Source organism: Streptomyces sp. NPDC040610, from assembly GCF_055594065.1.
Window position 1 is genome coordinate 653,761 of the sequence record NZ_JBVIXA010000002.1, and the last position, 20,195, is coordinate 673,955.

Sequence of the window (20,195 nt, forward strand, 5' to 3'; positions counted from 1 at the left end):
TCATCCGAGAGCTCCGTCCGCCGCCGCGTCACGCAGCTTCGCGAGGCTCGCGCCCGGCTGCGTCACGATCTTGAGGAGCAGCCGCCGGTAGTCGGCCGCCATCTCCTCGACGGTGCTCCTGGCGTACAGGTCGGTGCTGTACTCCAGGTATCCGTGCAGGCCGTCGGGGGTTTCCCGGACGACGAGGTTGAGGTCGAACTTCGCCGTGCCGCTGTCGGTGGGCAGCGGCAGGAAGCCGAGGGCGCCCGGATCGGCGGCGCCGGGCGGCGCGCCCTCGGCGGCGGGCACCAGGTTGAACATGACCTGGAACAGCGGCGAGTGGGCCGGGTCCGGCTCGGGCACGAGGGCCTGGGCCAGGTCGGCGAACGGGATGTCCTTGTGCTCGTGGGCCGCCGCGGTGACGCGCCGGGTCTGCCCGAGCAGTTCGTCGAAGGCCTGGTCGGGGCGTACGTCGAGGCGCAGCACCAGGACGTTGATGAAGTATCCGACGAGGCGTTCGAGGTCCGGGTGCGGCCGGTTGGTCACGGGCGAGCCGATGGCCAGCTCCCGGTCCTCGGTGTGGGCGCCGAGGAGCGTGGCGAAGGCCGCGAGGAGCGTCATGTAGAGCGTGCCGCCGCTCTCCTGGCTGACGCGCTTGAGCTGCCCGAGCACGTCCGCGGGCACCTTCACCTCGACCGAGGCTCCCTGGTACGACTTCGTCGCGGGCCGCCGGTAGTCGGTGCGCAGGCCCGCGCGTGCGGGCAGCCCAGCGAGCCGGGAACGCCAGTACGCCTCCTGCCGAGCGCGTGCCTCGGCGTCGACGACCTGCCGCTGCCAGTGCGCGAAGTCCGCGTACTGGACGGGCAGTTCGGGCAGGTCCGGCTCCTCGCCCCGGGACAGCGCCTGGTAGGCGGTGTTCAGTTCGGCGACGAAGACGCCGGTCGACCAGCCGTCGAAGATGCCCCAGGGGCGGGTCACGACGGCGACGTGCTCATGCGGCGTGAGCGTCAGGATGTGGACGCGCAGCTGGTACCGGTCCTCGGGCCGGAACGGGCGCGGCCGCTCGGCGCGCAGCAGCTCGGCGACGGCGCTGTCCCCGCCGACGTCCTCGAAGGCGACGGCGAAGCCGGTGGCGTCGTTGACCCGCTGGACGTATCCCTCGTCGGTCCGCAGGTAGCTGGTGCGCAGCACGGCGTGCCGGGCCACGAGCGTCTCGAAGGCGCGGGCGTAGGCGGCACGGTCGAGGCGGCCGATGATCCGGTAGGCCATCTGCACGTTGTCGTACGCCGAACCGAGGTGCTCGCGCGGGTTCAGGAACCACAGTTCGCGCTGCTGGTACGAGAGCGGGGCGTCGCCGCCGGTGCCGGGCAGCAGCGGGACGGTCCCGGCGTCGGTGGGCCGGGCCGCGGCGTCGAGTGCCGCGGCCAGCTCGCCGAGGGTGGCCCCGGCGAGGATCGACTGCAGCGGCAGCTCCTTGCCGGTCTCCTGCTTGACGCGGATGGTGAGCCGGGTGGCGAGCAGCGAGTGCCCGCCGAGGTCGAAGAAGCTGTCGCCAAGCCCGACCCGCTCCAGGCCGAGGACGTCCTGGACGAGGCGGCACAGCACCTGTTCGGTGGCGGTGGCCGGGGCGACGTAGGCCTCCTTGTGGAGGTCGGTCTCGTCCGGCGCGGGCAGGGCGCGCTTGTCGACCTTGCCGTTGGGGGTGAGCGGCAGCTCTTCGAGGGCCACGAAGACGCTGGGCACCATGTACTCGGGGATCCTGCCCGCCAGGTGGTCCTTGAGCGCCCGGGTCAGGGCCTGGCCGGTGCTCGCCACCTGCGGCACGTTCGCCAGGTACGTCGCGCTGTAGGCGGCGCGAGCCCTGGCGCCCGGCCGCTCCCCCTTGGCGAGGATCAGGTCGAGGCCGTCGAGGCGGTCCTGGGACCAGGTCACGGCGACCCGGTAGCCGAGGTCCTCGGCGTGCGCCAGGGCGTCCTCCAGGTCGCGCGCCCGCCGGTCGGCTGCGGCCGTGAGACGGCTCGCGCCGAGCGGCTCCACGTGGCTGTGCGCGGTGGCGCCGCGCAGGCTCTCGGCCACGCGCACGTCGTCGGCGATCCGCGGGTTGTCCAGACCCGTCACACCGAACCGCGCGGGCGCGCCGTCGGCGAGCAGGGCGCGCAGTTCGGCGGGCGTGGTGGCGTGCAGCCAGGGCAGGTCTCCGGTGCGCGGAGCGGTCCCGCCCTTGGTGAGCACGACGTCGTAGCGGTAGCTGAGCATTTCGTTGTCGCCGGTGCCGCGCTTGACGGTGATGTCGACGGCTCCGATGTCCGAGAAGCGCTCGGGGAGTCCGGCGAACCAGCTCGGGCTGACGAGGAGTTCGCCCTCCTGCTGGCGGCGGCGCTGCACCTGGCGGGCCAGCGTCGGCACGGTGACGGGCGCGGCGAGGCGGCTGCGCTCCACGGCCGTCACGTGCGCGGCGAACAGGTCGAGGTTCCTGACGTCGCCGACGAGGATCCGGCCGCCGTCTGCGACCAGCGGCAGCAGCCGCTCGATCACCTCCTCCAGATACAGCCGGTTCGGGAAGTACTGGACCACGGAGTTGATGACGACGGTGTCGAACTTCCGCGGACCGTCGGGGCCTTCGGGCACCGTCACCGACCGGGCGTCGCCCTGCGCGAGGGTGACGTGCGACCAGCCACGGCGGTCCGCGCCGCGCCGCACTCCGGCGAGGGCGGACGCGGAGATGTCGACGGCGTGCACGGCCTCGCAGGCGCCCGCGTAGCGGAACAGGAGCAGGCCCGTGCCGCAGCCGACCTCCAGGAGCCTGCGGGGCCGCAGTGCCTCGATCTGCTCCACGGTGCCGTCGATCCAGGCACGCATCTCGGCCTCGGGGATGGCGTCGCCGGAGTAACTGCTGTTCCAGCCGATCAGGTTGAGGTCGTCGCCGGACTCGGCCGCCTCGGTCGTTTCCCGGGCGTCGGACGCGTCGGTTCCGTACTGGTCCTCGAAGAGTTCCTGCCACTGCTCTAGGTGCTCGGCGTTCTGCTCGCGCGCGGTGTCGTCCAGCCATGCGGTGGTGGGCCGCACGTAGGCGACGAGCTTCTTGGTCTCGCCGGTGGCCTGGGTGGTGACGACGGCGCCGCGGACGCCGGGGTGGGACTGCAGCGCGTTCTCGATCTCGCCGAGTTCCACCCGGAAGCCGCGGACCTTCACCTGGTCGTCGACGCGGCCGATGAACTCCAGGGCCCCGTCGGGCCGTCGGCGCACCAGGTCACCGGTGCGGTAGAGGCGGGCCCCCGCCACCGCGGCGAAGGGGTCGGCGACGAACCGGTCCTTCGTCAGCTCGGGGTTGCCGAGGTACCCGCGGGCCACTCCGGGGCCGCCCACGCACAGCTCGCCGACGACGCCCAGGGGCACGGGGCGCAGATGGGCGTCGAGCACGTGGGCGGTCGACTGGGCGATGGGCCCGCCGATCGGGATGACCGCGTCCTCGGCGAGGTCCCGGGGGATCACGTGGCAGGTGGAGGCGATGCTGTTCTCGGTGGGGCCGTAGGCGTTGACGACGGTCAGGCCGGGGTGGTCCGCGTACAGGCGGCGTACGTCCTTGGCGGAGAACGCCTCGCCGCCGACGCCCAGATAGGTGAGCGGCAGCCGCCGCCCCCGCGCGGCCTCGGCGTAGGCGGGCAGGAAGGCCGCGGACAGGGCCATCATCGTGACGCCGGAGCGCTCGACGCGGTCGAGGAGCGCGCCCACGTCCTTGGAGTCCCCGTCGTGCAGGACGAGCCGGCCGCCGCACAGCAGCGGGCCGAGGACTTCCTGGGAGCCGACGTCGAACGAGATCGACGAGTGGTGCAGGACGACGGTGTCGGGGTCGGTCGGGAAGTAGTCCGGGTTGCGCACCAGGCGGACGACGCCGCGCTGTTCCACGAGGACGCCCTTGGGGACCCCGGTGGAGCCGGAGGTGAAGATGACGTACGCCAGGTGCTCGGGCGTGAGGCCGAGCGCGGCGCGGGACAGGCCGTGCTCCGGGCGGTCGGCGAGCACCTGGGCCTCGTCGGCGGCGCGTTCGCCGGTGTCGAGGTGGACGACTTCGAGGCGCTTGCCCTCGCCCGCCCCGTCGGTGTCGCCGTCGAGGAGCACGGACGACAGGTGGGACTGGCTGAGCACGATCTCCACGCCGGACGTGGCCACCAGGGTGCGGATGCGCTCCTGGGGGTAGTCCGGGTCGATGGGCACGTACGCGCCGCCCGCCTTGAGGATGCCGAGCAGACCGGTCACGAGCTCCGGCGAGCGGCGGGCGCACAGGCCGACCAGCGTGTCGGGGCCGACGCCCTGTTCGCGCAGGTGGTGCGCGACGCGGTTGGCGCGCGCGTCGGTCTCGGCGTAGGTCAGCCGCTGCTGGCCGTACTCGACGGCGATGGCGTCGGGGCGCCGCCGGACGTGCTCTTCGAAGAGTTCGAAGAGGCAGTGGTCGTCGGGGTACGGCTTGTCGGTGTCGTTCCACTCGGTCAGCAGGCGGTGGCGTTCCGCCGCCGGGAGGATGTCGATGTCGAGCGCCCGGGTGCCGGTGCCGTCGGTGGCGGCCAGCGCGTCGACGAGGCCGGACACGGCGGCCTCCAGGTAGCCGAGCACGGCGTCCGGTGACAGGGCCGCGTCGACCTGGGCATTCAGGGACAGTTCGGTGCCGGTGTCGTCGACGGACACGCCCACCGGGTAGTTGGTGCGGTCCAGGGAGCCCAGCCAGCGGATGCCGAGCTCGTCGAGCGTGGCCGCACCCTGGTCGCCGCGGCGCGGTTCGAAGTACCGGTAGTTGATCATCGAGCTGAACAGGGTGGCGTCACTGTCCAGGCCGCTGGAGCGCTGGGCGAGGGTGAGCGCGCTCTGCTCGAAGGAGATCAGCTCCTTGAGCGAGGTGTCCACGGCGGACACCAGCTCCTTGACGCTGCGGCCATCGAGGCGGACCCGCAGCGGCAGGGTGTTGATGAAGTTGCCGAGCATCCGCTCGACGCCGGGGACGCCCTGGAGGCGGCCGGAGAGGACCGTGCCGAACACCACGTCGTCGCGCCCGCTGGTGGCCGCCGTGACCAGGGCCCACCCGGCGTGGAACAGCGCGGCCGGGCTGATCCGCAGCCGCTGCGCCTGCTCGCGCAGCCGTCCGGTGAGGTCGGCGGGCAGCGAGCGGCGCAGGTCGCGTACGCGGCTGCCGTCGCCGTGCACGTCGACGAGCTGGAACGGTGTGGTGGGCTCGGTGAGGTCGCCCAGCTCGCGGCGGAAGTACGCCTCGGCGTCGTTCGTGGCGAGCTGGTGCAGGGTGTGGCCGACGAAGTCCCGGTAGGCCGGGGGCGCGGCGAGGTCGGCGGTGCGGCCCGCCAGGTGGGCGGCGAGCTCTTCGAGGATGAGGCGCAGCGAGGTCGCGTCCTCGATGAGGTGGTGCACGCGCAGCAGCAGGAAGCGCCGCTCGGAGTGCGGGTCGGCGGCGACGGCGAGCCGCAGCAGCGGTGCCCGGTCGAGCGCGATGCTCCCCGGGTCGGCGAGCCAGCCGCGGGCCTGGGCCTCGGCCGCGTCGGAGTCGGCCGCGTCCAGCGTGCGGTGCTCGACGTCGAGGGGCACCGCGCGCAGCACCACCTGCACGGGTTCGCCGAGGCCTTCGGTGACGACGGCCGTGCGCATCACGTCGTGCCGGTCCACGAGCTGCTGCAGGGCGGCCACGAAGGCGTCGCAGACGTCCTCGTCGGGGACGGTCAGCAGGATCGGGATGACGTACGGGTCGTTGCCGGGATCCATCAGGTGATGGAAGAGGATCCCTTCCTGCGACGGTACGAGGGGGTAGACGTCCTGCACATTGGGGGCGCCGCCGGGTACGCGGGACACCACGGCGTCGATGTCGGCCTGGCTCAGCGCGGCCAGCGGCAGCATCTGCGGGGTGATCCGCTCGCAGCCCGCCGGGATCGCCCGGGCGGGCACGGAGTAGCCGGTGACGTCCGGGTCGGCGCTGTCGATCTCGGCGGCGAGGTCGGCGAGCGTGGGGCTCCTGAAGACGCTGCGGACGGCGACGTCGAGCCCCTGCTCCTTCAGGCGGGCGATGAGGACGGTGATGAGCAGCGAGTGCCCGCCGAGCGCGAAGAAGTTGTCGTGCGCGCTGATGCGGTCCTCGTCGAAGCCGAGGAGTTCGGCCCAGGCGGCGGCGAGCGTCCGCTCGGTGGCGGTGCCCGGCGCGGTGTACGCGCGCTGCGCGAAGGCCTCGATGCCGGGGGCGGGCAGCGCCTCGCGGTCGAGTTTGCCGTTGCCGGTGATGGGCAGCCGCGCCAGGTCCACGAAGGCGCCGGGGACCATGTAGTCGGGCAGGGTCCGGCGCAGGTGGCGGGCGAGGTCGGCGCGCAGGTCCGGGTCGGCGGCGCGCTCGCGCAGGACGGTGTAGGCGACGAGTTGCTTGTCGCCGGGGGTGTCCTCGCGGGCGATGACGCGGGCGTCCTGGACGGCGGGGTGTTCGGTGAGGCGGGCCTCGATCTCGCCCAGCTCGATGCGGAAACCGCGGATCTTCACCTGGTCGTCGTTGCGGCCCAGGTATTCCAGCGAGCCGTCCGGCTGCCAGCGGGCCAGGTCACCGGAGCGGTACATCCGCCCGCCCGGCTCACCGCTGAACGGATCGTCCAGGAACCGCTCGGCGGTCAGCTCCGGCCGGTTCAGATACCCACGCGCCACCCCCGCCCCACCGACGTACAACTCCCCCACGACACCGACCGGCACCGGCTGGCCGTGCCCGTCGAGGACGTAGGTGCGCAGGTCGGGGATGCGTTCCCCGATCGGGCTGACCGACCGGTCGGTGTCGGCCTCGGTCAGCAGCCGGTACGTCACGTGCACGGTGGTCTCGGTGATGCCGTACATGTTCACCAGCTCGGTGCCCTTGTTCACCGCGCGCCGCAGCCACGGCTTCAGCGACGCGACCTCCAGGGCCTCGCCGCCGAAGACCACGGCGCGCAGGGCGTGCGGCTCGGGGTCGTCGCCCTGGGCGGCGATCAACTGCCGGAAGGCGCTGGGCGTTTGGTTCAGGACCGTCACACCCGAGGCACAGAGCAGCCGGTAGAAGTCCTGCGGGCTGCGCGTGACGGCCTGCGGTACGACCACGAGGCGGCCGCCGTGCAGCAGCGCACCCCAGATCTCCCACACCGAGAAGTCGAACGCGAAGGAGTGGAACAGCGCCCAGACGTCCCGCTCCCCGAAACGGAACCAGTCGTCGGTCGACGTGAACAGCCGCACCACGTTGCGGTGTTCGACCATGACGCCCTTGGGGACGCCGGTCGACCCCGACGTGTAGATGACGTAGGCGAGAGCGGAGGGCGTCAGGCCCGGCACCGCCACGTCGTCGGCGGCGAGGTCGGCCCACTGGTCGGCATCCGTGCGCACGTCGACGACGGGGACCGACGGAACGGCGAGCCCCTCGGGCAGCGCCCCGTCCGTCACCAGCACCCGCGGCGCGCTGTCCGTCAGGATGTGCGCGAGCCGGTCCGCCGGAGACGCCGGATCCACCGGCACGTACGCGCCACCCGCCTTCAACACCGCGAGCACGGCCACGACCAGCTGCTCACTGCGCGACAGGCACAACGCCACCAGCACATCCGGCCCCACGCCCAGACGGCCCAGATGCCGCGCCAGCCGATTCGCCCGCGCGTTCAACTCCCCGTACGAAAGACGGCAGCCCTCGAACTCCACCGCCACCGCGTCCGGCGTTCCGGCCGCAACCCCCTCGAACCACTCGTGCAGGCACCGCCCCACCGGCTCCACGGCAGGCACCGCGTTCCACTCCGCCACGACCTGACGGCGCTCCGCGGCCTCGAGGGTGCTGAGCCGGGAGATCCGCTCCTCGGGGGCGGCGACGACGGCGCGGAGCAGGGCGGTGTAGTGGCGCACGAAGCGCTGGACAGTCGCGCGGTCGAAGAGGCTGGTGTTGTACTCGAAGGCGCCGATCAGCCCGTCGGGGGTCTCGCGCAGGTCGAGGGTGGCGTCGAACTTCGTGATGTCGAAGTCGAACTCGACGAGGGAGACGTCGAGTTCACCGAGGCGAACCTCGCGGTCGGTGTGGGCCTCCTGGAGGACGAACGCGACCTGGAACAGCGGTGAGTGGCTGAGGCTGCGCTCCAGGCGCAGGGCGTCGACGACCGCTTCGAAGGGCACGTCCTGGTGGCTGAAGGCCTGGAGCGCGACGTCCTTCACCCGGCCGAGGAGATCGGTGAAGGCGGGGTCGCCCGACAGGTCCGTGCGCATCACCAGGGTGTTGGCGAAGAAGCCGATCAGGCCTTCGGACTCGATGCGCTGGCGGTTCGCGACGGGCGTGCCGACGGGGATGTCGGTCTGCTCGCTGTAGCGGTGCAGGAGCAGGGCGTAGACGGACAGCAGCGTCATGTACAGCGTGACGTCGTGCCGGTCGGCGAGCGCCTTCAGCTGCCGCAGCAGTTCCTCGGGGAGGTGAAAGCGCTCGTGCGCGCCCTGGTAGGTCTTGACCGCCGGACGGGTGCGGTCGGCCGGGAGCGGCAGGCGCGCGTCGACGCCGTCGAGCTGCCGGGTCCAGTAGCCGAGCTGGCGGTCCTGCACCTCGTCGACGAGCCACTGGCGCTGCCAGTGCGCGTAGTCCGCGTACTGGATGGGCAGCGGTGCGAGCGGCGACGGGGCGCCCGCCTGGAACGCCTCGTACAGCGTGACCATCTCGCGGAAGAAGACGCCGAGCGACCAGCCGTCGGAGACGCTGTGGTGCATGGTCACGAGCAGGATGTGCTCCTGCTCGGACCGGCGCAGCAGGCGGACCCGGATCAGGGAGTCGCGGGCGAGGTCGAAGGGCGCCACGGCCTCGCGCTCGCAGATCGACGCCAGGTCGGCGGATTCGGTCAGCTCCTCCTGGGAGACGGTGAAGTCCGTGCCGTCGCCGATCTCCTGGTAAGGCACGCCGTCGCGCTCGACGAAGCGGGTGCGCAGCGCCTCGTGCCGCCCGACGATCTCGGCGAGGGCGCGCAGCAGGGCGGGGCGGTCGAGCGGGCCGCGCAGCCGCATCGCCATGGGGATGTTGTAGTACGCGCTGGTGCCGTCCAGCTGCGCCAGGAACCACAGGCGCTGCTGGGCGAAGGACAGCCGGTCCGGCTCGCTGCCGGTGCGCGGGCGCGGGCCGATGGCCTCCAGGGCGGACAGGTCGACGCCCTGCTTCTTGAGCATCGCGATGAGAGCGCGCTGCTTGTTGGCGGGCAGGGACTTGATCTTGCGGATCAGGTCCAGGGACGTGTCGGCGTTCGGGGTGCTCGCCGTCGGCGTCGTGGTCACTTGGTCCGGCCTTCCCACGCGTCGAGCTCTGCTTCGCTCATGTTCTCGATCAAGTCGATGCTCTCCAGGATCGTGGCGACGTCGAGCGCCCCGCCCGCGGGTGTCACGGGTGCGCGCCGCTCCACCTCGGCGGCCATCGCGGCGAGCGCCGGCCCCTCGAAGACGGACTGGACGGTGAGTTCCACGCCGGTCGCCTGGGCGATGCGGTTGACCAGGCGGGTGACGAGCAGCGAGTTGCCACCGAGGGCGAAGAAGTCGCTGTGCACGTCGAGGTCGTCGGCGTCGGTGCGCAGCAGCTCCGCCCAGACGCCCGCGACGGTCCGCTCGGCGTCGGTGCTCGGTGGGGTGCGCCGCTCGGCGGGCCGCATCCGGTCCTCCGGCGCGGGCAGGGCCCGCTGGTCGAGCTTGCCGTTCTGCGTCAGCGGCAGCTCTTCGAGGAGGACGTGTGCGGCCGGGAGCATGTACTCGGGCAGTGCGGTCCGCAGCCGCTCGGTCACGTCGGCGAGCAGGGCGGCCCGGCCGGACCAGCGCGGCCCCGGCACGGTGGCGACGGGGTCGGGCTCGGGCTCGTGCGAGACGTTCTGATGGCCGAGGCGGCGGGCGTAGACGTTGTAGAGCGTCGTGTTGCGCAGCAGCCGGTTGCCCTGTTCGCAGACGACGTCGTACCCGAGGGCCTTCAGGAGGGTCGTGACCTTCTCCAACTGGCCGTCGACGTCGTGGAGTTCGACGACGAGCTGGCGGATCTTCGGCCAGTCCCGCCAGTGGATGCCCTTGAGCACCTCGTACTCGGCGTTCTCCACGTCGATCTTCAGCAGGTCGATCCGGTCGATCGACTCCTCCGCGACGACGGCCGAGAGGGTGCGCAGGCGGCAGGTGAACTGTTCGCTGTCGAGGCGGGCGTCGACGACCGCGTCGACCAGCGCGTCCTCGGCGGCGTCCCGGCCCCCGCCCGGCCCTTCCTTGCCACTCGGCGCACCCTGACCACCGAGCTCCTCCTGGCCGCCCGGCCCCTCCTGGTTGCCGACCTCCTCCTGGTTGCGCAGGTAGGAGCGGACCAGGTCGTGGGCCTGGTCGGCGGTCGTGACGCTGGAGGAGATGACGGTGTTGTGGCGGTAGAAGGTGAAGGTCTCCTCCTTCGCCTCCGCCGCGAGGCCGCAGTCGTACACCTTGGCGTTCAGGCCGTGGAGCGCGACGTTGCGGCGCAGCGAGTCGAACACCGGCGGGATCGGCTCGAAGGCGTAGATCCGGGTGTCCGGGCAGCGGCTGCCCGCGAACAGCGTGAACAGGCCGATGTTGGCGCCCACGTCGACGATGGTGTCGCCGTTCTCGATGGTGATGCCGTTCCGCAGGTATTCGAGGTGCGTGAAGATCTCGTCGTAGACGAAGTCGGTCTCGCTCTTGTTCTGCTGGAACACCGTCAGGCCGTTGGGCAGTTCGTACGTCCGCTCCAGGGCCTCGGGCTCGGTGCGGGCGAGGCTCAGGAGTTCGCGTACGGCCGGGGCGGTGTCCGGCGCCGGGACGAGGTAGGCGACGAGACGCTGGTCCTGGTCGTCGGCGTGGTCGCCGGAGGCATCGGAGTCCCGGTGGTCGCGGTAGTCGCGCACCAGGACCCGGGCGTCCTGGACGGCGGGGTGTTCGGTGAGGCGGGCCTCGATCTCGCCCAGCTCGATGCGGAACCCGCGGATCTTCACCTGGTCGTCATTGCGGCCCAGGTATTCGAGCGAGCCGTCCGGCTGCCAGCGGGCCAGGTCGCCGGAGCGGTACATCCGCCCGCCGGGCTCGCCGCTGAACGGGTCGTCCAGGAACCGCTCGGCGGTCAGCTCCGGCCGGTTCAGATAGCCACGCGCCACCCCGGCGCCGCCGACGTACAGCTCGCCCACGGCGCCGACGGGCGCGGGGCGGCCGTGCGGGTCCAGGACGTAGGTGCGCAGGTCGGGGATGCGGCGGCCGATGGGGCTGACCGCGCGGTCGGCATCGGCGTCGGTCAGCGGGTGGTGGGTGACGTGCACGGTGGTCTCGGTGATGCCGTACATGTTCACCAGCTCGGTGCCCTTGTTCACCGCGCGCCGCAGCCACGGCTTCAGCGACGCGACCTCCAGGGCCTCGCCGCCGAAGACCACGGCGCGCAGGGCGTGCGGCTCGGGGTCGTCGCCCTGGGCGGCGATCAACTGCCGGAAGGCGCTGGGCGTTTGGTTCAGGACCGTCACACCCGAGGCACAGAGCAGCCGGTAGAAGTCCTGCGGGCTGCGCGTGACGGCCTGCGGTACGACCACGAGGCGGCCGCCGTGCAGCAGCGCACCCCAGATCTCCCACACCGAGAAGTCGAACGCGAAGGAGTGGAACAGCGCCCAGACGTCCCGCTCCCCGAAACGGAACCAGTCGTCGGTCGACGTGAACAGCCGCACCACGTTGCGGTGTTCGACCATGACGCCCTTGGGGACGCCGGTCGACCCCGACGTGTAGATGACGTAGGCGAGAGCGGAGGGCGTCAGGCCCGGCACCGCCACGTCGTCGGCGGCGAGGTCGGCCCACTGGTCGGCATCCGTGCGCACGTCGACGACGGGGACCGACGGAACGGCGAGCCCCTCGGGCAGCGCCCCGTCCGTCACCAGCACCCGCGGCGCGCTGTCCGTCAGGATGTGCGCGAGCCGGTCCGCCGGAGACGCCGGATCCACCGGCACGTACGCGCCACCCGCCTTCAACACCGCGAGCACGGCCACGACCAGCTGCTCACTGCGCGACAGGCACAACGCCACCAGCACATCCGGCCCCACACCGAGCCCCCGCAGATGCCGCGCCAGCCGATTCGCCCGCGCGTTCAACTCCCCATACGAAAGACAGCAGCCCTCGAACTCCACCGCCACCGCGTCCGGCGTTCCGGCCGCAACCTCCTCGAACCACTCGTGCAGGCACCGCCCCACCGGCTCCACGGCAGGCACCGCGTTCCACTCCGCCACGACCTGACGGCTCAGGGCGTCGCTCAGGACGGACAGCTCCAGCGCGGGACGCCGCTCCGCGTCCTCGGTGGTGAGGGCGTCGACGAGGCGTGTCATGGCGGTTTCCAGGTAGCCGATGACGAGTGCGGCGTCCTGGGCCTGGTCGATCTGGGCGTCGAGGGAGAAGGAGTGCCCGAGGTCGTCGACCGACAGGGCGATGGGGTAGTTGCTCCTCTCGATGACACCCGCCAGGGACCTCACGCCCGCGCGCTCCAGCTCGCTGTCGTCGACGCGGTCGTCGGACTCCAGGTGCCGGTAGTTGAAGATCGCGTTGAACAGCGGGGTCTCGGGCGGTACAGCGCTGTGGCGGTGGGCGACGGCGAGCGGGGTCTGCTCGTGGCGGACCAGCGCGCGCAGCGCCCGGTCCGTGGCGCGCACCAGGTCGGCCGCACTGGCGCCGGTCAGGTCGACGCGCACGGGGAGGGTGTTGATGAAGTTGCCGAGCATCCGCTCGATGCCCCGCGGCCCCTGGAGGCGCCCGGACATGACGGTGCCGAAGACCACGTCGTCGCGGCCGCTGCACGCCGACGCGACCAGGGCCCAGCCCGCGTGGAACAGGGTGGCGGGACTGACCCGCAGTTCCTTCGCGCAGGCCCGGACGCGTTCCCCGAGGCCGGTGTCCAGGGGGCGGCGCAGGTCCAGGACCCGGCGGCCGTCGCCGTGGACGTCCTGGAGCCCGAACAGCACGGTGGGTTCGGTGACGTCCCCGAGGACGGCCGCGAAGTGCTCCGCCGGGTCCAGCTGCCGGGCGCGGTGCTGGACGTGGGCGATGAAGTCGCGGTACGGCGCGGGCGGGGCCAACTCGGCCTCGCGGCCGGTCATATGGGCGACGATCTCGCGGAACAGCAGGCCGAGGGAGGTGGCGTCGTCGACGAGGTGGTGCAGGTTGAGGGCCGCGAACCAGGTGGCCGTGCCGGGCTGCCGGGTGGCGCGCAGCCGGATCAGCGGGGCCCGGTCCAGGCGCATCGGCTGCGGGCGGGCGAGCAGGTCGCGGATCTCGTCCTCGGTGTCGGTGCCCGCGGGCAGCTCGAACTCCTCCGGCTCCAGCTCGGCGTGGCGCACCACGACCTGGACGGGCCGGGACAGGCCCTGGGTGAGGACGGCGGTGCGCAGCGCGTCGTGCCGGGCGACCGCCGCGCGCAGGGCGCGCACGAAGCCGTCGAGGTGGGAGCGGCTGTCGAAGGAGAACACGCCGGAGAGGACGTAGGGGTCGCGGCCGCCCTCCTTGAGGTGGTGGAAGAGCATGCCTTCCTGGAGGGCCGCCAGCGGGTAGACGTCCTGGATGTTGGGGGCGCCGCCGGGCACGGCCGCGGCGACCGTCGCGAGTTCGTCCTCGGTCAGGGAGACCAGGGGCAGCATGTCGGGGGTGAGGCGGTCGCAGTCGGCGGGGATGCCGTTCGGCGGGACGGTGAACGCGGTGCGCGCCGGGGCGGCGGTTTCGGCGTCCGGGGCACCCGGGTCCGCCGCGTCGTGCGCTGCCGCCGCGTCGATGGTGGCGGCCAGGTCGGCGAGCGTGGCGGCGGCGAAGACGCTGCCCAGGTCGCAGTCGATGCCCTCGTCGAGGAGGCGGGCGGTCAGCTTCGGGATGAGCAGGGAGTGGCCGCCCAGGGCGAAGAAGTTGTCCTGGACGCCGATGCGGTCCTCGTCGAAGCCGAGCAGGGCCGCGCACAGGGCGAGGAGGGTCCGCTCGGTGGCCGTGCCGGGGGCGACGCGCTCGCCGGACACGGCGTAGGCGTCGGCGTCGGGTGCCGGGAGGGCCTTGCGGTCGAGCTTGCCGTTCGCGGTCAGCGGCAGGGCGTCCAGGCGGACCAGGGCGCCGGGGACCATGTGCTCGGGCAGGGACTGTCCGAGGTGACGCAGGAGTACGTCGTGGAGGTCGCCGGTGTGCGCCGGGTCGAGGACGACGTAGCCGACGAGCTTCGGGTCGCCGGGGGTGTCCTCGCGGGCGAGGACCGCGCAGGACCGCACGGCGGGGTGGCGGGAGAGGCGGTCCTCGATCTCGCCGAGCTCGATGCGGAAGCCGCGCAGCTTGACCTGGTTGTCGATGCGGCCGAGGTACTCCAGGGTGCCGTCCGGCAGCCATCGGACGAGGTCGCCCGTGCGGTACATGCGGGCGTCCGGGACGTCCGCGAAGGGGTTCGGGACGAACCGCTCGCGCGTCAGGTCCGGGTTGTTCAGATAGCCGCGGGCCAGGCCGACACCGGCGATGTGCAGTTCACCGGCGCAGCCGACGGCCTGGCGCCGGCCCAGGTCGTCCAGGACGTACAACTGGATGTTCTGGATGGGGCGGCCGATGGGGACGGTGTCCGCCGCCGCGCCGGGCGGGCAGGTCCAGTGGGTGACGTCGATGGCGGCCTCGGTCGGCCCGTACAGGTTGTGCAGGGCCGCGCCGTGCACGGCGTGGTGCCGGGCGGGCAGCTCCGGCGGCAGGGCCTCGCCGCTGCAGAAGACCTGGCGCAGCGACGTGCAGCGGGCCCACCCCTCGTGGTCGAGGAGCAGCCGCAGCATGGGCGGCACGAAGTGCACGGTGGTGATCTGCGCGGCCCGGATCAGCGACACCAGGTAGGCGGGGTCCTTGTGTCCGCCCGGTGCGGCCACGACCAGGCGGGCCCCCGTGACGAGGGGCCAGACGAACTCCCACACGGACACGTCGAAGCTGAACGGCGTCTTCTGCAGCACGGCGTCGTCGGCGCCGAGGGCGTACTCGTGCTGCATCCACTCGATGCGGTTGACGGCCGCGCGGTGCTCGACCATGACGCCCTTGGGGCGGCCGGTGGAGCCGGAGGTGTAGATGACGTACGCGAGGTGGTCGGGGGCGACGCGGGCGGGGCCCGGGTCCGGCGCGGCCGCCTCGTCCGGACGGCCCTCGGGGCCGAGCGGTCCCTCGGACGTCGGCCGCCCCTCGGAGTCCAGGCGCAGCACCGAGAGCGCCCCGCCGAGCGCGGACGCGTCGGTGGCGGTCTGGGCGAGGACGAGGGCCGCACCCGAGTCCTCGATCATGAACTGGATCCGCTCGGCCGGGTAGTCCGGCTCCAGCGGCAGGTAGGCGCCGCCCGCCTTCATGACCGCCCACAGGGCGACGACCATCTCGACGGAACGCTCCATGCAGATGCCGACGACGGTGTCCGCGGTGACGCCGCGGCGGCGCAGCTCGGCGGCCAGCGCGTCCGTGCGGTCGGCGAATTCGGTGTACGTCAGCGAGCGGTCGCCGTACACGAGGGCCGTGCGGTCGCCGTGCCGGGCCACGGCGGTGGCGAGCAGGTCGGGCAGGCCACGGTCGGCGGAGTAGGGGCGGTGGGTGTCGTTCCAGTCGTCGAGCCGGCGGAGTTCGCCGTCCGAGAGGTGCGAGGCGTCCGAGAGGAGTTGTCCGGGGTCCGCGGCCAGGGCGCGCAGCAGGGTCCCGTAGTGGCCGAGGAAGCCCTCGACGTCGGCCGCGGCGAACCGCTCGGCGTCGTACTTGAGGTGCAGCGTGTAGGCGTCGGCGGCGTGCTCGACGACCTCCAGGTGGAGCTTGAACTCCCCCTCCTGGGATATCTCCTCCACGAACCGCAGCGACCGGGCGAGGTCGGAGCCGCGCACGTCGTCGCCGGTCAGGTGCATCATGCGCTGGTTCTGGAAGACGTAGGAGACCTGGAAGACCGGCGAGGTGTCGGGGTCGGTGCGCAGGTTCAGGTCCTGCACCATGCGCGGGAACGGGTACGCGGCGTGGTCGAGGCCGTCGGCCATGACGAGCGTCAGCTCGCGCAGGAAGTCGGTGAACGGCACGTCGCCGCGCACGCCGTGGCGCACGGGCAGCATGTTCACGAAGTAGCCGACGGCGTCGTCGTAGGAGGCGTCCGGCCGGCCCAGGGACGGCACGCCGACGATCAGGTCGCGCTCGCCGCTGTAGCGGTGCAGGAGCAGCTCGTACACGGCGAGGAAGAGCACCGCGGGCTTGACGCCGCGGGCCGCGCACAGGTCGCGTACCCGCGCGGCGAGCTCCGGGGGCAGCGGCAGGGCGACCGTCTCGCCCCGCACGGAGGTGCCCGGCGCGGGCGTGCGCTCGATGTCCAGGCGCAGCGCGGGCAGGTCGCCCGCCAGGGTGTCCTGCCAGAAGGCGCGGTGGCGGGCGCCGTCGGGGCCCGCGAGGAAGTCCGACTCCCAGCGCACGAACGCGTCGTAGGCGTCGTGCCGCGCCGACGCGGGCTCGGGGGTGCCGCCGCGCAGCAGCGTCTCGTAGGTGCGCAGCAGGTCGCGGAGCAGGACGGGCGTGGAGGCGCCGTCGAACACCAGGTGGTGGAAGGCGAGCAGGACGAGGGTCCGGGGCGCGTCGGGCGTGCCCGCCGAGTACACGACGGCCCGCGCGGGGGCGTCCTGGTACAGGTCGAAGGGCGCCTTGGCCTGCTCGCGGGCCAGCGCGACCAGGACGTCGTCGGGCAGGCCCTGGGGCACGGTCTGGTGCCGGAAGGGCAGCTCGGCGTCGGCCGGGCGGCGCACCAGGTACGGGGTGCCCTCGTCCTCGGCGATCACGCTGTGCAGCAGCGTGTGCCGGGACGTCACGTGCCGGAAGGCCTCCTCGAACACCGCGACGTCGAACGGCGCGGACGTGCGGAAGCACACCGGCACGTTGTACACGTCGGCGGTGGGCCGCAGCTTGTGCAGCAGCCACAGGCCCTGCTGCCCCGCGGACAGGGGACGCCGGTCCCCGGTGCCCGCCCCCGCGGAGTCCTGGAGCCGCTCGTAGAACGCGAGCACGTCGTCGGCGGAGTAGAGGCCCGCCTTGAAGCCCGCCAGAATCTGATCCTCGTTCACGCGCCCGGTGCTTCCTTCATGAGTGACTTGAGTTCTTCGAGTCCGACGTGGCCCTGGCGGAACTTCTCCAGGGCCTTGGCCCGCGCTTGGCGTGCGTCCGGTGCGGCTGGTGCCTCGTGCACGGCTGGTGCTTCTGGTTCTTCCGGTACGGCTGGTTCTTCCGGTACGGCTGGTGCGGCTTCGCGTACGTCCGGTCGGCCGGTGTCGGGGGCGCGCTTGGCGGTGAGCCGTTCCGCGATGCGCTCCAGGGTGGCCAGTTCGACGATCTCCCGTGTGGTGAGCGTCAGCCCGAGGTCGGCGTCGACCGCGCGCTGGAGGCGGACCCACAGGATGGAGTCGGCGCCGACGCTGTGCAGGTCCTTGTCCAGCGGGAGTTCGCCCGGGTCGAGGCCGAGGGCCGTGGAGAAGTAGTCCGCGAGGTAGCGCAGGATGTCGGCGCCGTCGGCCTCGGGGCGCACGTCGCTCCCGGCCTCGGGACGCGCCTCGGCCTCGGCCCGTGCGGCCGTGTCGGGTGCGGGCGCCGTGAGCGTGCCCGTGTGGCCGACCCAGTACCGCTTGCGCCGGAACGCGGTCGTGGGCAGCGGCACCAGTCGGCGCGGCCGCCCCGCGTGCAGGTCGCGCCACGGGATCCGGCCGCCGCGCACCCACAGCTCGGCGAGGCGGTCGAGTTCGCCGTCGGCGAGGAGCGCGCGCACGAAGGCCTCGCCGTGGCCGCCTGCGAGCAGGTCGCCGAGCGTGCCCGCCCCGGCGTCGGCGTCGCCCACGTACAGCTGGGCGTACGGCGGGTTTCCGGCCAGGAACTCCGCGAGCGCGCGGAGCAGCCCGGCGCGGGAGTCCGTGACGAACGCGAGGCGCGCGGGCAGGGCTTCCCGGCCCACCTGCAGGGTGTGGGCGATGTCCGCGAGCGCGGCTCCGTCGCCTTCCCCGTCGGCCCGCTCGACGAAGTCGTGCAGCAGCCGGGCCGCGGTGCGCAGCCGGTCGGTGTCACCGGCGGAGAGCACGATCAGGTGCGGCTCGTCGGTTGCGGGGCGCGGGGCCTCGGAGGCCTCGTCGTCCGGCGCCTCCTCCACGACGAGGCTGACGTGGCTGCCGCCCGCGCCGACGGAGTTGAGCAGCGCGCGCCGGGGCCCGCCGTCGCGCGGCTCCCACGGCGTCAGGGTCTCGCACAGCCGCAAGGGCCCCTCGTCCAGGCGGAGTTCGGGGTTGGGGGCACCGACCGCCGTCCGCGGTGCGAGTTCCCGATGGCGCAGCTGCAGCACGACCTTGGTGAGCTGGGCGATGCCGGACGCGGCCTCGGGGTGGCCCAGGTTGGACTTCACCGAGCCGAGCGCGACGGGCTCGGTGACGTCGCCGAACACCTCGCGCAGGGCGCCCGCCTCGACGGCGTCGCCGAGCGCGGACCCGTTGGCCGCGGCCTCCACGTAGCCGATCGACGCGGGGTCGCAGCCCGCCTTCTCCAGGGCCCTGCGGGCCACATTGACCTGCGTCCTGCGGCTCGGCGCCATGAACTGGCCCGCGCGGCCGCCGTGCAGCGAGGCGCTGCCCTTGATGACCGCGTGCACGGTGTCGCCGTCGCGGCGGGCGGCGGCCAGCGGCTTGAGCAGGACGGCGCCCACCGCCTCGGCGGGCAGATAGCCGTCGCCGTCCCGGAAGCTGCGGCTGCCGGGGCCGCTGCCGAGGAGGCCCGCGCGGGACAGCGCCCGGTACTTGTCGGGGTGGACCGTCAGGTTCACGCCTCCGGCGATCGCCAGCTCGCTGTCGCCGCTGAGCAGATCGGCGCAGGCCAGATGGATCGCGGCGGCCGACGACGCGCACATGCCGTCCACGGCAAGGCTCGGTCCTTCGAGTCCGAAGAAGTGCGAGACGCGGTTGGCGATCAGGTTGTACGAGGCCGCCGAGGTCAGGGCGGAGCGCACCACGTCGGCGGGGTCGGCCCGGTACATCTGGTACATCGCGCCGACGTACACGCCGACCCGGCGCCCGTAGCCGTGCTCGATGGCCTCCTGGGTGACGCCGCTCCCCTCCAGGAGCTGCCACACCGTCTCCAGGAACAGCCGCTGCTGCGGGTCCATGGTCTCGGCCTCGCGCGGCGAGATGCCGAAGTGCAGCGGGTCGAACTGCTCGACGCCGTCGAGGAATCCGCCCCACTTGCCGTAGCTCTTGCCGGGCGCGTCCCGGTCCGGGTCGAACAGCGCGTCGTGGTCCCAGCGGTCGGCGGGGACCTCGGTGACGCAGTCGGCGCCGGTGCGCAGCAGGCTCCACAGGGCGTCGGGGTCGGCGGCGCCGGGGTAGCGCCCGGCGAGGCCGATGATCGCGATGCCTTCGTCGCGGGGGTTCCGCGTGGGCGGGGTGGGGCGGGGGGCCGGGGCGGGAGCGGACGTCGGCTCCGGCTCAGGGGTCCGCCGCGACGCCGACGCGGGCGCCGTCCGGGGAGCCCGCTCGGGCACGGGGACGGGCTCGGGCACCGGGACGGCCACCGGCACGCCGAGCAGCGCGCGCAGCGCCTCCTCGTGCTGGGCGACGAAGTAATCGGCCAGCTCGCTGACCGTCTGGACCTCGAAGAACAGCGTCTTGGGCAGCGTGCCGAAGTCCGTCTCCAGCTGCGCGATCAGGTTCATCGCCAGGACGGAGTCCATGCCGTAGCGCTCCAGGGGCACTTCGGCGTCGAGCCGGTCCTGGCCGAGCTTGAGGGCGGCGGCCAGGTGTCGGCGCAGGTGGCGCCGGGTGCGGTCGAGCAGGGCGCGGTCCTCCCCGGCCGCGCTCGTGCGGGGCTCGGCCGGAGCTGGGGGCTCCGCACCCGAGGCCGGGGTCTCGGCCCGCGGAGCCGAGCGGTGCGGGTCCTCCGGTGTCCCGCCGGGGCGCACGGTCAGCCGCGGCAGCAGCGCCTCGCGCCGTCCGGCGACGACGAGCAGCCGGGCGTCGTCCAGGCCGGTGCGCCGGGCCGCGACGCCGGTGCGCAGGGCCCGCAGCCCGCTCTCGGTGTCGAGGGGGGTGAGGTCCATGCGCCGCAGCCGTTCCTCGGTGGCGGCGTCCACGCTCATCCCGCCGTCGGCCCACAGGGGCCAGTTCAGGGAGAGGGTGAGGCCGTGCCGGAGCCCGGCGGTCGCGAGTCGGCCCCGGTGGGTGGCGTAGGCGTCCATGAAG

3 protein-coding genes (1 of these 3 running past the window's edge) are annotated in these 20,195 nt (G+C 73.0%); all 3 read right to left on the reverse strand.

The features are described 5' to 3' along the window. Tightly spaced (each overlapping or abutting the next), the 3 genes in view from ACZ6AA_RS09425 to ACZ6AA_RS09435 form a layout consistent with a single transcriptional unit that may run on beyond the window. Positions 1-9,264, reverse strand: a complete 9,264-nt coding sequence (locus ACZ6AA_RS09425; protein WP_471457174.1) for an amino acid adenylation domain-containing protein — start codon at positions 9,262-9,264, stop codon at positions 1-3. After that, entirely contained in the window at positions 9,261-17,051 is a 7,791-nt protein-coding gene (locus ACZ6AA_RS09430; RefSeq protein ID WP_471457176.1) for an amino acid adenylation domain-containing protein, read from the reverse strand. Before ACZ6AA_RS09430 ends, ACZ6AA_RS09425 begins: the two co-directional genes overlap by 4 nt. After that, on the reverse strand, positions 17,048-20,195 hold the end of the coding sequence (locus ACZ6AA_RS09435; RefSeq protein ID WP_471457178.1) for an SDR family NAD(P)-dependent oxidoreductase. It continues 11,129 nt past the right edge of the window; the window shows 3,148 of its 14,277 coding nt (coding positions 11,130-14,277); its start codon lies beyond the right edge, outside the window; it ends in the stop codon at positions 17,048-17,050. Before ACZ6AA_RS09435 ends, ACZ6AA_RS09430 begins: the two co-directional genes overlap by 4 nt.